Genomic DNA, 14,740 nt, shown 5'->3' on the forward strand with positions numbered 1-14,740 from the left:
CCGACGCCTTCGACAAGGACCTGAAAGAAGTGAAGGTCCACGCCGAACGGCCAATGATGTAAACCACCGGGGCGGGATGGTGCTCACCATTCCGCCCTTCTCTTCTTTTCCAGTCCCTCCTGCCAGCCGGCTCCGAAGTGACGTTCCAGCTTGCGATGAACCTGCACCGCTGCACAAACATTAACCAGTGCTCATTTTCACAAAAAGGCAACGCTGACGTTTTTGCGCAAAATGCTGCTTTTTCCAGCAGTTAATCCCCGATCTGCCCAATCTCACAGAGATTTAACATTCAGATCACCCTTTTGGCGCTTTTACGCATGGTCGCTTTCGTCTAGTCTTGCCCAAATTACGCCCCACTGGGCCCGGAGCGCCTTTTTGCCTCCCTTTGCCCCTCGGACAACAGGTCAGTAATGACAGCAGTCGTCGAAGAAAAAACCGCAATCGAATTCAAGGGCCGCATGCTGATGATGACGGTCCTCCAGTTGAAAAATCTGGATGCCAATGTCCTCCACCAACAGGTGAGTCAGCGCCTGGAAGACGCCGCCCAGTGGTTACAGGAAGCCCCCGTGGTAATCGATGTGAGCCCGGAGCTGGATAGCGATCCCGTGGCGCTGATGGCCGCTGTGGATACGCTGCGCAGCCTGGGGGTCAATCTGGTTGCCCTGGCCCGTAGCGAAAACATTGATACGGACACAGCAAGCATGCTGGGTCTGGGCACGTTGAGCCTGGCCGGCGGCCGTGATGTACCCCGCCGCGCCGAACCCGCACCGGCCACGGACGATGGTGCTGCGAACAGCAAGCCCGCTGCTCAGCAGGTTGAAACCATGGTCATCGACCAGCCGGTACGCTCCGGTCAGCAGGTCTACAGCCGTGGCGACCTGATCGTGCTCGCCCCGGTGAGCACCGGCGCGGAAATCATGGCCGACGGCAACATTCATGTGTACAGCAACCTGCGCGGCCGCGCCCTGGCCGGGGTTCGCGGCGATACCAGCGCACGTATTTTTTGCCAGCAACTGAATGCCGAACTGGTATCCATTGCCGGCCATTATCGGGTAGCCGAAGACCTGCCCGAGTCATACCGTAACCGGCCCGTGCATCTATACATGCAGGGCGAAGCGATGCATTTTACCGCGCTGAACTAGCGTACATGAAACATGGAAGGTAAGGAGAAGAGCGTGACGAAGATCGTGGTCGTGACATCCGGCAAGGGTGGCGTCGGCAAAACCACCACCAGTGCAGCGCTGGCCACAGGCCTTGCCCTGCGCGGTTTTAAAACCACTGTGATTGATTTTGATGTGGGCCTGCGCAACCTGGACCTGATCATGGGGTGCGAACGCCGTGTGGTCTATGATCTGGTCAACGTGATCAGTGGCGATGCCAACATCAAGCAAGCGCTGATCAAGGACAAGAAGGTGGACAACCTGTTCATCCTCCCGGCCTCCCAGACCCGCGACAAGGACGCCCTCACCATTGAAGGCGTGGAAGGCGTGCTCAACGCCCTGCGTGATGACATGCAGATGGACTACATTATCTGCGACAGCCCCGCCGGCATCGAAAAAGGCGCCCTGATGGCCGCCTACTTCGCCGATGAGGCCGTGGTCGTCACCAACCCGGAAGTCTCCAGCGTACGGGACTCCGACCGCATCATCGGCATTTTGGCCAGCAAGACCCGCCATGCCGAACAAGGCGATGGCGATATCCCCTCTCGCTTGCTGCTGACACGTTACTCCCCGGAACGGGTGGAAAACGGGCAGATGCTCTCGGTGGAAGACGTGCAGGAAATCCTCGCCATCGAACTGTTGGGCGTGATTCCGGAATCCCAGGCGGTACTCAACGCCAGTAACTCCGGCAGCCCGGTGATTCTGGACACGGACTCCGATGCCGGCCAGGCCTACAGCGATGCCGTTGCCCGCTTTCTGGGCGACCAGCTGCCGCACCGCTTTCTTACCACTAACAAGAAAGGTCTATTCGGCCGTCTGTTTGGAGGCTAACGGATGAGCATCTTCAGTTATCTGCTTCCCAAGAGGCAAAACACGGCATCTGTGGCAAAAGAACGCCTGCAGATCATTGTCGCCCGCGAACGCTCCACCCGCGGCGGCCCGGATTACCTGCCACAGCTTCAGGAAGAGCTGCTTCAGGTAGTACGCAAGTATGTGCCAGTGGATCAGGACGCGGTTAACGTTCAGGTTGACCGGGAATCCGGATGTGAGATTCTCGAATTGAATATCACCCTGCCGGAAGGCTGATTCCCTATCGGGACGTGCCCCTGTTGTTGGCCACTCGCGCAACAGCGGCACGCCGATAGCCGCACGCCGCCCTCTTCGCCCCCCCTTTCACACCACCTTGCCTGTTCTCATGTAGCCTTCCATCACTGGCCTCACTGGGACAATTGCGCCACCATAGTGTCACGATAAATTGCCTGCGCAGCCTTGCTGCTCGAGCTTTCAGGCAGGCGTGCCATGAGGCTCCTTGGCCCGATAAAACAATAAAATCAGGTGTTCTCTGCCAGGATAATGGCATCGCGTAGACAGGCTATTTGCCAATAGCGACGCAGCCAATCCGCTTGAGAACGGAGGGAAATCCATGTTGGTCAGAGCGCTGATTGGATTGCTACTGCTCGCGAACCTGCCAGGCATCGCGCTGGCCGGCACTTCGACATCGATACAAACCCTCTCACTGCACCCCCCAGTGCAGTCCATGCCGCTCGGTCCCAACTTGCAAAGCTGGTGTGATGGCACCGGCGAAGCCACCCTGACCGACGCCCGCCAGGCTGACTACCAGCCGCTCAAGCGCCAACAAATCAGCTTTGGCTATCGGCGCGATGCCTGCTGGTTTCGCGTGCGCTTCGAAAACACTGGCGACGGAGAATTGCCGCTGTGGCTACAGGTCGACTATGCCATCCTGGATGAAGTGGATTTTTTTCTGGTCGACGACCGAGGCGTGCAATCAACCCATATGGGCGACACCTTGCCTTTTTCCAGCCGCCCCGTGCATATCCGCACTTTCACTCTCCCCTTCACGCTGTTACCGGATAGCCCGCGCACCCTGTATCTGCGCGTCTACTCACTGACCAGCGCCATGACCGTACCGGTCAGCCTCGTCGGCCGAAATACATTCATCGAACAACAAAGCAGCAACGAATGGCTAATGGGAGGGTTTTACGGCATTGGCCTGGGGCTACTGTGCTACCACCTGGTGCTATGGCTGGGCGGACGTGAAAGAAACAGCCGCTTCTACGTTCTGCATCTGGCTTCATCCACACTCTATGTGGCCACCCTGCAGGGGGTTTTGCAGCAATTCTGGTTCGAATCCCAGGTATTACCGCAAAACACCAATCACTTTTTTGGCTACATGAGCCTGCTATCCGGGTTACTGTTTGCGCGCGATTATTTACAAACCCGGCGATGGCAATGGCTGGACCGGCTTCTCTTGTTCCTGTGCGCTACCCAAGCCATCATTATCGCCATCCTGCTGGCTAGCCCCGTCGGCACCCTGGCTCCACTGCAAGGTGGCGTTGCCCTGCTGACGCTGGCGGTCTTGCTGCTTTCGGGGCTTTACAGTCTATTTCAGGGGCGCCCCGAGGCCCGCATTTTCGTGTTGGCATGGAGCACATTCCTGCTCACCGTCACGTTGTTGGCGCTGGGCGCCTATGGCGTCATCACCCTGCCCGGAATTCTCACGGTAATCGGCGTTCAGGTCGGTCTGGTCATGCAACAGGTTCTTTTGTCTTTCGGGCTTGCCGGGCGCTTTCGCAGCCTGAAGAAGGAAAGCCTGCAGCGGCAACAGGAAATTGCCCGTGCTCAGGCGGAAAATGACGCCAAGAGTGATTTTCTCGCCAAGATGAGCCACGAAATACGCACCCCCATGAATGCAGTACTGGGGCTGGCAGACCTGCTCCGAGGCACCCGCATGGACGCGACACAGCGCAACTATGTGGAAACCATCTACAGTGCCGGTAGCAGCCTGCTCAATGTCATCAATGACATCCTCGACTTTTCGAAAATCAGCTCAGGAAAACTGCAACTGGAGGTCAGCACATTCAATCTTCACCAATTGCTGGAGGATTGCCTGATGATCTTCCACGCCAGCGCGGAGCAGAAGAACATCCACCTGGTCAGCGACTGGGACGAAACCCTGCCGGAATGGGTCAAGGGCGATCCGACACGGCTACGTCAGATATTGCTCAATTTGCTTTCCAATGCGGTGAAATTTACCGATCACGGAGAAATTGCCCTTAAAGCCCGCACCGCAGACAGCCTGGAACGTGACACCCTGTTGCTCAGCTGCCAGGTATCGGATCATGGCATCGGTATCAGCCGTGAGGAACTGAGCAACCTGTTTCACTCCTTTCAGCAGGCAGACAGCTCCACCTCACGAAAATACGGCGGAACCGGCCTGGGGCTGGCCATTTCCCGGCAGCTGGCTGAACTAATGCAAGGACGGCTGGAGGCACGCAGTAAACCCGCCAAGGGCTCCATATTTACCCTTACGGTCCCTCTGCAACGAAGCGAGAAAAACGAGAACCAGCCGGAACGTCCGGCGCAGCATGGTACCGAGGGGCTACGCGTCCTCGTGGTGGAAGACAACGCCGTTAACCAGATGGTGATTGGGGCACTGCTCGACACCCTGTCCGTGGAGGTCAAGCTTGCCAGCAGCGGTGAAGAAGCCTTGCAAGCGATAAGCCAGCAACAGGGCTTCGCGGATATGGTATTGATGGACTGCGAAATGCCGGGACTGGATGGCTATCAAACCACACGGCTTATCCGTGATCTGGAAAGTCAGCTAGGTCGAGAACCGCTGCCCATTCTGGCGCTCACCGCCCATGCCACCACAGAGCATCGTGAACGCTGCTTCGCCTGCGGCATGAACGACCATATATCCAAGCCGGTGACCCGCTCACAGCTCAAGGAAAAGCTGTTGCAGTGGTCTCCGCCCCGCTAACCAACAGCATCACATCGTGCCTGGCAGGGCCTGCCATTCCGGCTCTTCATACTCGCCGATCACGGTAACCTCGACGACTTTGGCGTGCTTTTCCAGAATTGCCTTGACCCTGGCGCTGCGGGTGTCGTCCTTGGCATCGCGGTGTGCCTTGCTCTCCCAATGGGCGATGGCCAGTACGGTGTCCGGGTAACCAATCTTGCGGTGCAAATAGGTGCCTTTTGCTCCTTCGCTTTGCTGAATGATTTCACTGGCTTCCACCCAGCCCCGGGCATATTCCTCCACGCTAAAGCCCGGCTTGACCCGTACCTCAAAAATAAATTTCATCAGCGCTCTCCCTGTCGATAAAACTGTGCCAACAGGCGGTACAGGGCCGGCCAGTCCTTGTAGAGCTGGTCCGGCCCTTCGAAAAAGGCCTCACTGCACACCGCAAAAAACTCACCCGGACCGGTCAACGCATAAGCATCCACCGGCATGGGCCGGTGGTGCTGATAATCGCTCAGCAACTCTTCCCAGCACGCGGTGAAGGTGTCATGCCATTGTTTCGGGTTCATCCCGGTATGCAACGGCGGCCTGCCGTTGGCGCCATTACGGCGCATGTCCAGTTTGTGGGACATTTCATGGATCACCACATTGCTGGCCCGGTTATCCGGCGCACAGGCATCACTGATCGCGTCCCAGGAGAGAATCACCGGGCCCTGATGCCAGGCCTCACCGGCCAGCACAGGCCCCTGGGCATGAACCACGCCGTCTTCGCTCAGGTGTGGCCGATTGGGAATGAAGGCGCCTTCGTACAAAATCACCGTGTACCAACCGTCATACCAATCCAACCCCAGGTACAGGATGGGCACACAGGCCATGGTTGCCACTTTCAGGCACATGGCATCGGTATAAGCGAACCCGCCGCCAGAGGCGATGCTTTTGCGGGCCAGGAAGCGCAGCGAAAGATCAAACAACGCCGTTCGCTCTTTACCTTCAAACCTGGCCATCAATGGCCAATCGCCCACTGCGGCCTCCCATTCTTGCCGGGTATACCCCATCTTCCTGACCCGACGGGCGTCCCGCCAGTTTTTCCAGGCTGCAAACATTCACTGTCCTCACGTTCTACTGTTTGTGATTACTGGCGTCTACTTTGACCATGAAAGTGGCGTTTCACCAGTCGTTACCGGTCAGCATGGCTGTGCTACCATCGCCAACCGGTTTCTACTGCGAATACTGTTCAGTGCCTATCCGCCCATCCCATAAAGCCGACCTGCTGCTTCTGGTGGTCACGCTTCTGGCTGCCATCAGCTGGATGTTCTCCAAAGAAGCGGTGCTGGCCATGCCTCCTCTGTTATTCATGTCGCTGCGCTTCCTGCTGGCGGCAAGCCTGCTGGCCATGGCGGCGCATCATCAACTGCGCCGTCTGAGCGGCCAGCAGCTGCTCCGCTGTGTCCGGGTTGGTACCGTTTTCGGCATTGCCATGAGCTGCTGGGTAATGGGCCTGGCCATGGGCGAACACGTGGGGGAAGGCGCCTTTCTGACCAGCCTGGGCGTGGTGCTGGTGCCAGTGCTAGGCCGGCTGATTTTTGCCGAACCGGTGCCTGGCAGTACCTGGCTCGCACTGCCAGTGGCTGCCGCAGGGCTGGCCCTGCTGTCTTTGGATCAGGAACTGCATCTGGAGGCCGGGCAGTTATTCTTTGTGGCCGCTGCCACCATTTTCGCGCTTTATTTCAATCTCAATACCCGCGCCGCCAACCCCCTCTCTACCCGGGGGACGAATGGTGAATCCATTGAACACCCTCGCGTCCCGGCCCTGGCGCTAACCACCATGGTGCTCGCCGTGGTGGGCGTACTGACCGGGGTGCTGTCTGCCATTTTTGAACCCTGGCAAAGTGTCGCGGCCAACGCCACACCACTACTGGTACTGTGGGTGGTGCTCAGTGCCACGGTAGGCACTGCCCTGCGTTTTCTGGTACAAACCTATGCGCAAAGCCTGTCACTGCACAGCCATGGCGTTGTCATTATGGTGCTGGAACCCATGTGGACGGCACTGATGGCCGCCGCCTGGTTCGGTGAACAAATGACGCTGCTGCAACTGGCAGGCTGCGCGCTGATCTTTCTATCGCTTCTGGTCAATCGCTGGCGTGCTGTACGCAGCCTCCTCAAAATTTTCCTGACCCGGATTTTTGTTCCAACCCCCAAGTAAAAGGAGTTTCAATGGGTGGAGAAATAGCACAACTCATCACCATGGCGCTGCCAACCTTTCTGGTCGCCATTGCCGGCTTTGTACTGGCCGGCATTTTCATGCCAAAGGCACGGACTGCCGCGATTCTGGTGCTGATCGCCTCGCTACTCAGCCTGGTCCATATCGCCTATATGTGCCTGCAGCAATTCGTGTTGATCGAAATGCTGTATGACGACAGGATATCTGGCGATCTCTTCGGTCTGATTTCCAGCGGCATCTACAACGGGCTGTATCTGATCATCAGCGCATTGATGCTGGGTGCCGCCTTTACCGGTCGCCATCAACCTGTGACAAACGCCCCGCAAAACACCGCGATCAACACAAACGCAGCGCCGCACCGTGGCGGCTTGGTGCTGACACTTGGCCTGTTGGGGGTACTGCTATTTGCCCCGGTCGGCATTGTCGCCTGGATCCTGGGCAACAAGGATTTGGCGGCCATGCGCCAGGGCAATATGGATAACAGCGGTGAAGGCATGACGCTGGCGGGCAAGGTGCTGGGCATTCTGGCCACGGTGATGTTCATCGTGGGCATCCTGGTGGTTATTGCTGCGGTTGTCATCGTCGCAACCAGCTATCGAGGCTTCTGATCTCCAGCCTCACGGCCCCGCTTCGCCACACTCGTGAAGCGGGGCCCATTGGCTGTCCGGCAAGCCCCTGACGACTTTGTACACTGCCGTGTGACCCAGTTCCTTCTCTCATTCGCCAGTTGGCGCACCATTTGGGCCCAATAACGCCAATAATAAAAAGACTGACATGATGACGGCACCGTTTTTACGCGCGGCTATCGCCAGCCTGCCCCTGACACTTCTACTGCTGCCCCTTGGCAGCATGGCAGACTCTGCCTGCCTGAGTGCGGCTCCCTCCGCCGTTTCGTCATCCTCCCTGACTATCAGCGAGGATGATGAACAGCTCCTGGACCTGCTCGGTCACCAGGCCACAGCAACACAAGCCCGCGCCCTGCTCACCTATAACCAGCATGCCAGCAGTATCAACAAACCGATTCTGGGTAATTATGCGCGCCTGCGGCTGGCCGCACTGGCGCTGAAAGACGGCGATACCGAGTTTGCCCGTCAACAACTCAGTGAAGTGGAGCAGAACAGTCCGGCGGCTGTGGATGCCGCCCTGTTGTTGGCAGAAAGCTATCGGCGCGATGGCGACAAGGAGCGGGCCAGAGCCTGGTTTATCCGTATTGCCGCGCGTTTTCCGGGCAACCCCCGGGCGGTATCCGGCCTGGTACTGGCTGGCGATGACTGGCGCAACCAGGGCGCCGATGCGCTGGCCCTGCCGGTGTACAACCTGGCACTGACCAAGGCGGCGGAGAACCTGCAAGCCCTGAATCAACTCTCCAACGAGCCGGACCAGTTATACCGCACCCTGACCAATACCGTGGCCGGCAACAGCACCACAGTCATGGACCAGCTGGTTTTGGCCATGGTCCGTGATAACGATAGCGAAGTACTTACGGCCACCCGTCAGTTGATGGCCGCCCACCATCAACACAAATGTCTGGACCGCAGGGAAACCGATCTGCACAACGCCATCCAGCATGCCACCGCCAGAGACCTGACCAACGGGGCCTTTCGCACCGCAGCAAAGCGTGAAAAAACCGCCACCGAACAGGAAATTGCAGACTTGCAGCGCATCCTGCGAAACGCCCCGGATGCCGACGAACTGAAAACACAGCTGGCCGACGCGAGGGAACGGCTGAAACGCCTGAATACCCGGCTCAACAAACTTGGCGGAACCGCACTGCCGCCGGCGCTCCAGCAACGCAAAGACCAGCTGGCACTGGAGAAACAGCAGGTGGAATCGAATCTGACTAACGCGCGGCGTCAGGTGCGCAAAGCGCTGCAAGCGCAGCTCCCGGAACTGGAAACGTTCTACCGGAACCTGGCGGGAGAAGCGCAACTGGGCAAAGCCCAGTTGCTGCAGAAGAAGTCCTGATGATGAAGGATGCCTAACACACCATAGCAACCATCACAGGCCCCCGCACAATCAACCCTTGTGGCTTTTCAACAAGGCATCCACCTTGTCGATGTATTTCTGTTTGGCCTCGTCTGCCCCCAGGCCCTTCAGCTTGGCCCAGGCGTCATACTTGGCGCGCCCCACCATATCCAGCATTCCCGGACGCTTGCCGGCCACATCTCCGGCGCTTCCCTGCTTGAAATGCGCATACAAGAAAAGCAGGTCGTCATTGGACGGTTTGCTGTCGAGGGTTTTGACATCTTTCTGGGCTTGTTCAAATCGGGCAGTATCGGTCATGATGTTTCCTGTCGATGTGATCATTGTTGTATAAGGCACAAGCCTTAATTTCTGCAGGAAATAGTGCGCTGTGATCGCGGATGAATCAACATAAGCGCTACCAACAAAATCAAAACGAAGAATAATCAGGTTACGCCATGAGCGACGCAGGGCAATCCCGGGCCAGCCAGACCCTCGACCAACAGCAGGAAGGCATTCTTCGTAATGCCCTCAGTACCTTTCTGGTGCAATTCGATCGCGACCTGGAACGGCGGTATGGCGCACACGCACATCAACGCGCACGGGACCTGATCAATCGCTCCGTTTACCTTTTGATGGGGCTGTATTTGCTGGTCGTGCTGCCGGTCATTGTGCTGGTCAAAACGCCGGAAATGGCCGCCTGGCGAAGTTACGGCGTATACCCCATCGCTGCTGCCCTGATCGGGCTGTGGTGCTGTACCCGCCTGAGCTGGCTGCGCCCCCACGCCATTGGCATCATGTATCTGGCGTTGGGATTATCCCTATCCGGTACGGTCTTGGGCTCCATCCGCTTCAATGGCAGTTTCCCCGGGCAAATTTCCTCGTTTGAAACCATTTATCTGCTGATTATCGGCTTTTCGATTCTGCGGCTGCCGCCCCGGCAGACATTGGTCGCCTGCACCATTGCCGCAGTCGTGGCCTTCGCAATCAGCCTGCTCATGGGCCTGGCACTCCCGCTGCTGCTGGTATCCCTGTCATTCGGTATCCCGCTGATCATTTGCACCCTGAACGGCTACATTCTGGATATCAGTGCCCGGCGCAATTTTGCCAACAACCTGTTGCTGGCCCATGAATCCGAGCAACTGAAACACTGGCGGGAGCAGGCAGAAAAAGATACCCACCGGCAACAGCAGCTCAATACCTTTATGGAACAAATCGCCGGCAACCTGACTCCCACACAATTACTGGAACGGGTGCTGGGATATCTGGTTCAGCAAGTGAACGCGCAGGTGGGCGCCGCCTACACACTGGAAGAAAACACCCTGGTGCGCCAAGCCGGCTGGGCTCTGAACGACGCAGCTCAAACCCGAAGCACCCTACCCGCGGGCGAAGGGCTGCTCGGCGCTGCGCTTAACCAGCGGCTGCTGATGCAGCAACATCACGTACCCGAGAATTATCTGGATCTGGAAACCGGCCAGGGCAAACGGCCGCCGGGTGCGGTACTGTTGTGGCCCCTGATACAGGGAGACCACCCGCTGGGCATCATTGAGATCGCCAACACTCAGGGGTTTGATCAGGAACAGCAAACGTTGATCAGCGAGTTGCATCGCCCCCTGGCCTTCGCGCTGCAATCCGCGCAACGCCGCCAGCAGTTTCTGGACCAGGCCGCCAGCGCCAACGCATAAACACTCTTCCCCGCTGCCTCAGTCAATGCCACGGGCGGCTTTGGCCGCTTTCAGTGGGGCGGACAGCAAGGCAGGCTTGCGCGGCACGATATCGGCCAGTGATGTCACCATCCGGGCCATGTCCGCATCCATATCCCCGGTGGGCAGAAAGCAATCGACAATGCGCACCTGCCGGCGCCGATAGCAAAAGCCCAACACCACAATCGGCACCGCCATCTGCTCGGCAATACGGTAAAACCCGGTTTTCCATCGCTTGGCGCCGGTACGTGTGCCCTCTGGTGCCAGGCCCAGCCAGAACGGCGTCTCGCGCATGACCGCAGTGGTCTGGTCCACCACATCCTCAGCGCTGTCCCGGTTCACCGGGATGCCCCCCAGCCAGTACATGAGCCGCCCCAGACGCCCTTCAAACAGGGTGTGTTTGCCCATGAAACGCACATGGACTCGCAAGGACTGGATGGCGCTGATGCCGATCACCCCGTCAATGTTTGAAGTGTGAGGAGCAACCGCCAGAACCACCCGGGACGTATTGGGCAAGCTGCCAACAATTCGCCATCCCATCGCCCCCAGAATCAGTCTGCCCAGACCCGCCAGCAGCCAGTGGCCGCGACGGGGCACCTGATCCCCCAGTGTTCGCGCTGTCAGCGGTGCCAGTTCCGATTTCATGCAAATACCGTAAATGTCTGTCGACTCAGTGCCACGGCTTGGCCAGCCGCGTCCCAGATCACAGCCTGGCTTTGTCCATAGCCATCACTGCACTGGTCAGTGTTTACCCGATATTGCCACAAAGTATCCGCCGGGCGAGACCCCGGATCATCCAGCAGCTCCATGGTCCAGGTCAGGGAACTGGCCGGTGCCGGGCCTTTGAGCAACGGCAGCACCGAAGGCGGCCAGGTATCCACCAGGGCAATCAGCGCCGCTGTGCTCATTGTTTCCGGGGGTACGGTGAAGCCCATGTAGCCCCCGAAATCCGGCGCTGCACTGCCACTAAACGGCGGCATACCCTCTGCGTAGCGGATATCAAAATGGGAAAGAAAGTCCGGCGTCAGCCCCTTGATGAACGGCAACGCAATGCTCTGTTCTGCCCCTTTCAAACCTGGCGCTGACGGCCCTTCCACCACCACTTTGGACTCCCGGCCCACGCCGAAACTGGCCAGCATCACCGCGACCACCTGCTCGCCCTGGCGCGCAGACACCATCGCCTGCATCACCGATTTCCCTTCCCGTAGCACCGTTGCGTCCAGAGCAACCTGCCCAGGCGATGCCGGCGCCACAAAAGACAGAGAAAAACTGCGCAAGAACCGCCCGCTCGCCACTGTCTTTTGCAGATGATCAAACAGCACCGCGCCGACCAATCCACCAAACAGCGCGCGGCCCTGCCCCCAGCCTTCAGGGAAGGTGGCACTGCCCTTGCCATCCACCGTGGCCAAAATTTCATCGAATGTCATGATCTCTCACTTTTTGCATGCCTGAAAATAGCGGCCCTTTATTTACCATCCTCATCAGATCGGTAAAAGTCATTATCCCGTCGCAAGGGCGCCATAACCAACAATCGTGTGCATAAAACAAGCGGAAAACGCGTTTTCCCCATGCGCTTGGCGCCCCTTGCCGGTAGCATAGGCGCCTCTTTTTCAGTTTCGCCAGTACGGAGATAAACGCATGACCTGGTTGAAATCCCGACGCCTGCAGTACCTGTTGGCCATCACTGCTCTCTTTTTCTCGCTGATGGTTGTTCTGCGCGCCGTGTTTTATTTCGGCTTTTCCCCTTTATCCGGTGATAGTGACATTGCCACCGACACCATTCTCACCGCCTGGGGTATTGGCCTTCGCTTTGACCTGCGCCTGGCCCTGCTGCTGATGCTCCCGTTGGCCGCACTGGCCTACCTGCCCTGGCTGAACTTGTTACGCAGCAGCATCGCCCGCTTCATCGGCCATGCCTACCTGCTGTTCGCCCTGTTGTTGCTGGTGCTCACCTATATTCTCGACTTTGGTCACTACGCCTACCTGGCCGACCGGCTCAATGTCACCGCGTTGCGTTTTCTGGAAGACACCGCCATTTCCACCCAGATGGTCTGGGAAAGCTATCCAGTGATCTGGATTACCCTGGGCTGGCTGCTCACCACCGCGCTCACCTTCTGGGCCGCCCTGTGGATTGAGAAAACCTTGCTCGGCCGTCCGCAAACCCGCATTGCCAAAAGCCAGGCCACATTCGGCTTTTTCGTCTGTTTCACGCTGTTCTTCTTTGCAATTCTGGGCCGGGTTAGCGACATCAATATTCTTAACCCAATCCCGCTGCGCTGGAGCGAAGCCTTCGCCACCGGCAACAAGGCGGTCGGATCATTGGGACTAAACCCGGTGCTGTACTTCTACGACACCACCCTGATCCCGGCCTCCCCCTACGACAAGGAAGCAGTGCAGAAGTACTACCCTGTCATGGCGGATTATCTGGATATCCCGCCAGCGCAACGCCAGAACCTGAACTTCGACCGCGTCGTCGATGTGCAAAGCCATAAGCTCGATTACGATCGACCGCCCAACGTGGTATTCGTGATGCTGGAATCCCTCGGTGCCAGCCGGGTAGGCGCCTACGGCACACCGTTTGATCCCACCCCCAACCTGGACAAAATTGCCAGCGAAGGCTGGTTCTTCAAACATTTCTACGTGCCTGTTACCGGCACCGCCAAAACCATCTGGGCGACCTTCACAGGCATCCCCGATGTTGCCCCCACGGAAAGTGCCAGCCGCAACCCTCTCACCAGCCATCAACGCATGGTACTGAATGAATTCAAGGGCTACCGCAAATTCTACTTCGTCGGCGGCAACGCCGGCTGGGCCAACATCGACGGACTGATCAAGCAGAGCATTGACGGGATAGAACTGTACGAGGAAGGCGATTGGAAGGCCCCCAACGTTGACGTTTGGGGCATCTCCGATCTGGAACTGTTCCGCGAATCCAACCAGATCCTCAATGATCTACCGGACGATCAACCCTTCTTCGCCTTTATCCAGACCGCCGGCAATCACCGCCCCTTCACCATCCCCGAAGAGAACGGGGATTTCGAAGTACGCGATATGCCGGAAGAAGAGCTGGCAAAGCATGGATTCCGTAATCCAGCGCAATACAATGCGGTACGCCTGCTGGATTACAACGTGGGCGAATATATGAAAATGGCACAGGCCAGTGATTACTTCGATAACACCATTTTTGTGTTCTTCGGCGATCACAACAACCGCATTACCACCATCCCACACATGCCACCGGCCATGGAGAAGTTGGGACTGGAGAGCAATCATGTGCCGCACATGATTTATGCGCCCGCTTACCTGAAACACCGTGTTATTGAACAATCAGTGGGGCTAACCGATGTGATGCCAACCATCGCTGGCATGCTGGGGCTGACCTACCGCAACACAACTCTGGGCCGTGACATTCAAAGCCCGGCGCCGGAAGGCGATCGCGTTAACTTTGTGGTGATGCAGGAAGGTCCACGCCCCGTATATGGCGCGCTGACCAAGGATTACTTCGTGCGCATGAACCACGACGGCAGCAATGCCACCCTCCACGACCTGCACAGCGACGACCCGGAAACCGACCGCGCCGAACAACACCCGGAAGTGTTTGAGAAACTGTACGAGCTGGCCCGCGGACAATACGAAACCGCGCGCTACCTGTTCTACGACAACGTGGACAACAAAGACGACAAGGCGCAGCAATAAGCATTGAAGCAACGCTTGATGTCTGACGCCACAAGCTCGACAACAACAGGTGCCCCCCGCGCCTGCTGCTGTCGAGCTTGTGGCGTCAGAGACTGTTTTTTCTAGGGAGCCTCTGAAAACTCCTCGCGTACTCAGCGTCACCTGAAGCGTGCAGCTGCTGCGTCTTGGCTGGACGGACAGGGTGGTTCCCTTTCCTAGAGGCAAGGCGCAGCAGATGGGCGCTTCAGGCCGCGCC

At 58.0% G+C, this 14,740-nt stretch carries 14 protein-coding genes; 9 read left to right on the forward strand and 5 right to left on the reverse strand.

What is annotated here, in order from left to right; genetic code table 11:
• Window positions 1-410 precede the first annotated feature (410 nt).
• The 4 genes from minC to COA55_RS01300 all read left to right on the forward strand — a co-directional run bounded on the left by minC (window position 411) and on the right by COA55_RS01300 (window position 4,941).
• Window positions 411-1,142, forward strand: coding sequence for a septum site-determining protein MinC (gene minC / locus COA55_RS01285; RefSeq protein WP_063519272.1), 732 nt, complete (start codon window positions 411-413; stop codon window positions 1,140-1,142).
• A 33-nt stretch (window positions 1,143-1,175) separates the two neighbouring features.
• Window positions 1,176-1,991 carry a septum site-determining protein MinD gene (gene minD / locus COA55_RS01290; protein WP_290500226.1) on the forward strand — a complete coding sequence of 272 codons (816 nt, stop codon included), beginning with the start codon at window positions 1,176-1,178 and terminating at the stop codon, window positions 1,989-1,991.
• Between the two features lie 3 nt (window positions 1,992-1,994).
• Window positions 1,995-2,246, forward strand: coding sequence for a cell division topological specificity factor MinE (minE, locus tag COA55_RS01295; protein WP_063519356.1), 252 nt, complete (start codon window positions 1,995-1,997; stop codon window positions 2,244-2,246).
• 337 nt (window positions 2,247-2,583) lie between these two features.
• Entirely contained in the window at window positions 2,584-4,941 is a 2,358-nt protein-coding gene (locus COA55_RS01300) for a hybrid sensor histidine kinase/response regulator (protein WP_290500227.1), read from the forward strand.
• Between the two features lie 9 nt (window positions 4,942-4,950).
• Here COA55_RS01300 and COA55_RS01305 read toward each other — a convergent pair whose 3' ends face one another.
• Complete coding sequence (locus tag COA55_RS01305; RefSeq protein WP_290500228.1) at window positions 4,951-5,265, reverse strand: antibiotic biosynthesis monooxygenase; 315 nt, start codon at window positions 5,263-5,265, stop codon at window positions 4,951-4,953.
• Window positions 5,265-6,026 carry a M90 family metallopeptidase gene (locus COA55_RS01310; RefSeq protein ID WP_290500229.1) on the reverse strand — a complete coding sequence of 254 codons (762 nt, stop codon included), beginning with the start codon at window positions 6,024-6,026 and terminating at the stop codon, window positions 5,265-5,267. Before COA55_RS01310 ends, COA55_RS01305 begins: the two co-directional genes overlap by 1 nt.
• A 134-nt stretch (window positions 6,027-6,160) precedes the next feature.
• Here COA55_RS01310 and COA55_RS01315 point away from each other — a divergent pair, with 134 nt between their 5' ends.
• From COA55_RS01315 to COA55_RS01325, 3 genes are all read left to right on the forward strand, one after another.
• Complete coding sequence (locus COA55_RS01315) at window positions 6,161-7,126, forward strand: DMT family transporter (RefSeq protein ID WP_290500428.1); 966 nt, start codon at window positions 6,161-6,163, stop codon at window positions 7,124-7,126.
• An 11-nt stretch (window positions 7,127-7,137) separates the two neighbouring features.
• Window positions 7,138-7,752, forward strand: coding sequence for a hypothetical protein (locus COA55_RS01320; RefSeq protein WP_063519495.1), 615 nt, complete (start codon window positions 7,138-7,140; stop codon window positions 7,750-7,752).
• A 166-nt stretch (window positions 7,753-7,918) separates the two neighbouring features.
• Window positions 7,919-9,109 (forward strand): tetratricopeptide repeat protein, encoded by a 1,191-nt coding sequence (locus COA55_RS01325; protein WP_290500231.1) that lies wholly within the window; start codon window positions 7,919-7,921, stop codon window positions 9,107-9,109.
• A gap of 51 nt (window positions 9,110-9,160) precedes the next feature.
• On the opposite strand, the gene COA55_RS01330 is transcribed toward COA55_RS01325, so the two are convergent.
• Window positions 9,161-9,427: an acyl-CoA-binding protein gene (locus COA55_RS01330; protein ID WP_063519497.1), complete on the reverse strand. Its 267-nt coding sequence runs from the start codon at window positions 9,425-9,427 to the stop codon at window positions 9,161-9,163.
• A gap of 137 nt (window positions 9,428-9,564) precedes the next feature.
• On the opposite strand from COA55_RS01330, the gene COA55_RS01335 reads away from it, so the two are divergent.
• Window positions 9,565-10,791 (forward strand): GAF domain-containing protein, encoded by a 1,227-nt coding sequence (locus COA55_RS01335; protein WP_290500233.1) that lies wholly within the window; start codon window positions 9,565-9,567, stop codon window positions 10,789-10,791.
• An 18-nt stretch (window positions 10,792-10,809) separates the two neighbouring features.
• On the opposite strand, the gene COA55_RS01340 is transcribed toward COA55_RS01335, so the two are convergent.
• Together COA55_RS01340 and COA55_RS01345 are read right to left on the reverse strand one after the other, a co-directional pair.
• Entirely contained in the window at window positions 10,810-11,454 is a 645-nt protein-coding gene (locus COA55_RS01340; protein ID WP_063519499.1) for a 1-acyl-sn-glycerol-3-phosphate acyltransferase, read from the reverse strand.
• Window positions 11,451-12,236 carry a thioesterase family protein gene (locus COA55_RS01345; RefSeq protein ID WP_063519500.1) on the reverse strand — a complete coding sequence of 262 codons (786 nt, stop codon included), beginning with the start codon at window positions 12,234-12,236 and terminating at the stop codon, window positions 11,451-11,453. Before COA55_RS01345 ends, COA55_RS01340 begins: the two co-directional genes overlap by 4 nt.
• Window positions 12,237-12,447: 211 nt before the next feature.
• Between COA55_RS01345 and COA55_RS01350 the strand changes: the two genes are divergently transcribed.
• The gene (locus COA55_RS01350; protein ID WP_063538163.1) at window positions 12,448-14,505 is read left to right on the forward strand and encodes an LTA synthase family protein; all 2,058 of its coding nucleotides are present in this window, start codon (window positions 12,448-12,450) and stop codon (window positions 14,503-14,505) included.
• The last annotated feature ends 235 nt before the right edge of the window (window positions 14,506-14,740 follow it).

Origin of the sequence: Alcanivorax sp. (assembly GCF_002733835.1) — a bacterium.
In the GTDB taxonomy this organism is placed as follows: Bacteria; Pseudomonadota; Gammaproteobacteria; order Pseudomonadales; family Alcanivoracaceae; genus Alcanivorax.

Bases quoted from the DNA above. Each gene is read 5' to 3' on its own strand.
- COA55_RS01320 (WP_063519495.1), top strand. From the start codon at position 7,138: ATGGGTGGAGAAATAGCACAACTCATCACCATGGCGCTGCCAACCTTT.
- COA55_RS01335 (WP_290500233.1), top strand. From the start codon at position 9,565: ATGAGCGACGCAGGGCAATCCCGGGCCAGCCAGACCCTCGACCAACAG.
- COA55_RS01350 (WP_063538163.1), top strand. From the start codon at position 12,448: ATGACCTGGTTGAAATCCCGACGCCTGCAGTACCTGTTGGCCATCACT.
- minC (WP_063519272.1), top strand. From the start codon at position 411: ATGACAGCAGTCGTCGAAGAAAAAACCGCAATCGAATTCAAGGGCCGC.
- COA55_RS01340 (WP_063519499.1), bottom strand. From the start codon at position 11,454: ATGAAATCGGAACTGGCACCGCTGACAGCGCGAACACTGGGGGATCAG.
- COA55_RS01330 (WP_063519497.1), bottom strand. From the start codon at position 9,427: ATGACCGATACTGCCCGATTTGAACAAGCCCAGAAAGATGTCAAAACC.
- COA55_RS01345 (WP_063519500.1), bottom strand. From the start codon at position 12,236: ATGACATTCGATGAAATTTTGGCCACGGTGGATGGCAAGGGCAGTGCC.
- COA55_RS01300 (WP_290500227.1), top strand. From the start codon at position 2,584: ATGTTGGTCAGAGCGCTGATTGGATTGCTACTGCTCGCGAACCTGCCA.
- COA55_RS01310 (WP_290500229.1), bottom strand. From the start codon at position 6,026: ATGTTTGCAGCCTGGAAAAACTGGCGGGACGCCCGTCGGGTCAGGAAG.
- minE (WP_063519356.1), top strand. From the start codon at position 1,995: ATGAGCATCTTCAGTTATCTGCTTCCCAAGAGGCAAAACACGGCATCT.
- COA55_RS01305 (WP_290500228.1), bottom strand. From the start codon at position 5,265: ATGAAATTTATTTTTGAGGTACGGGTCAAGCCGGGCTTTAGCGTGGAG.
- COA55_RS01325 (WP_290500231.1), top strand. From the start codon at position 7,919: ATGATGACGGCACCGTTTTTACGCGCGGCTATCGCCAGCCTGCCCCTG.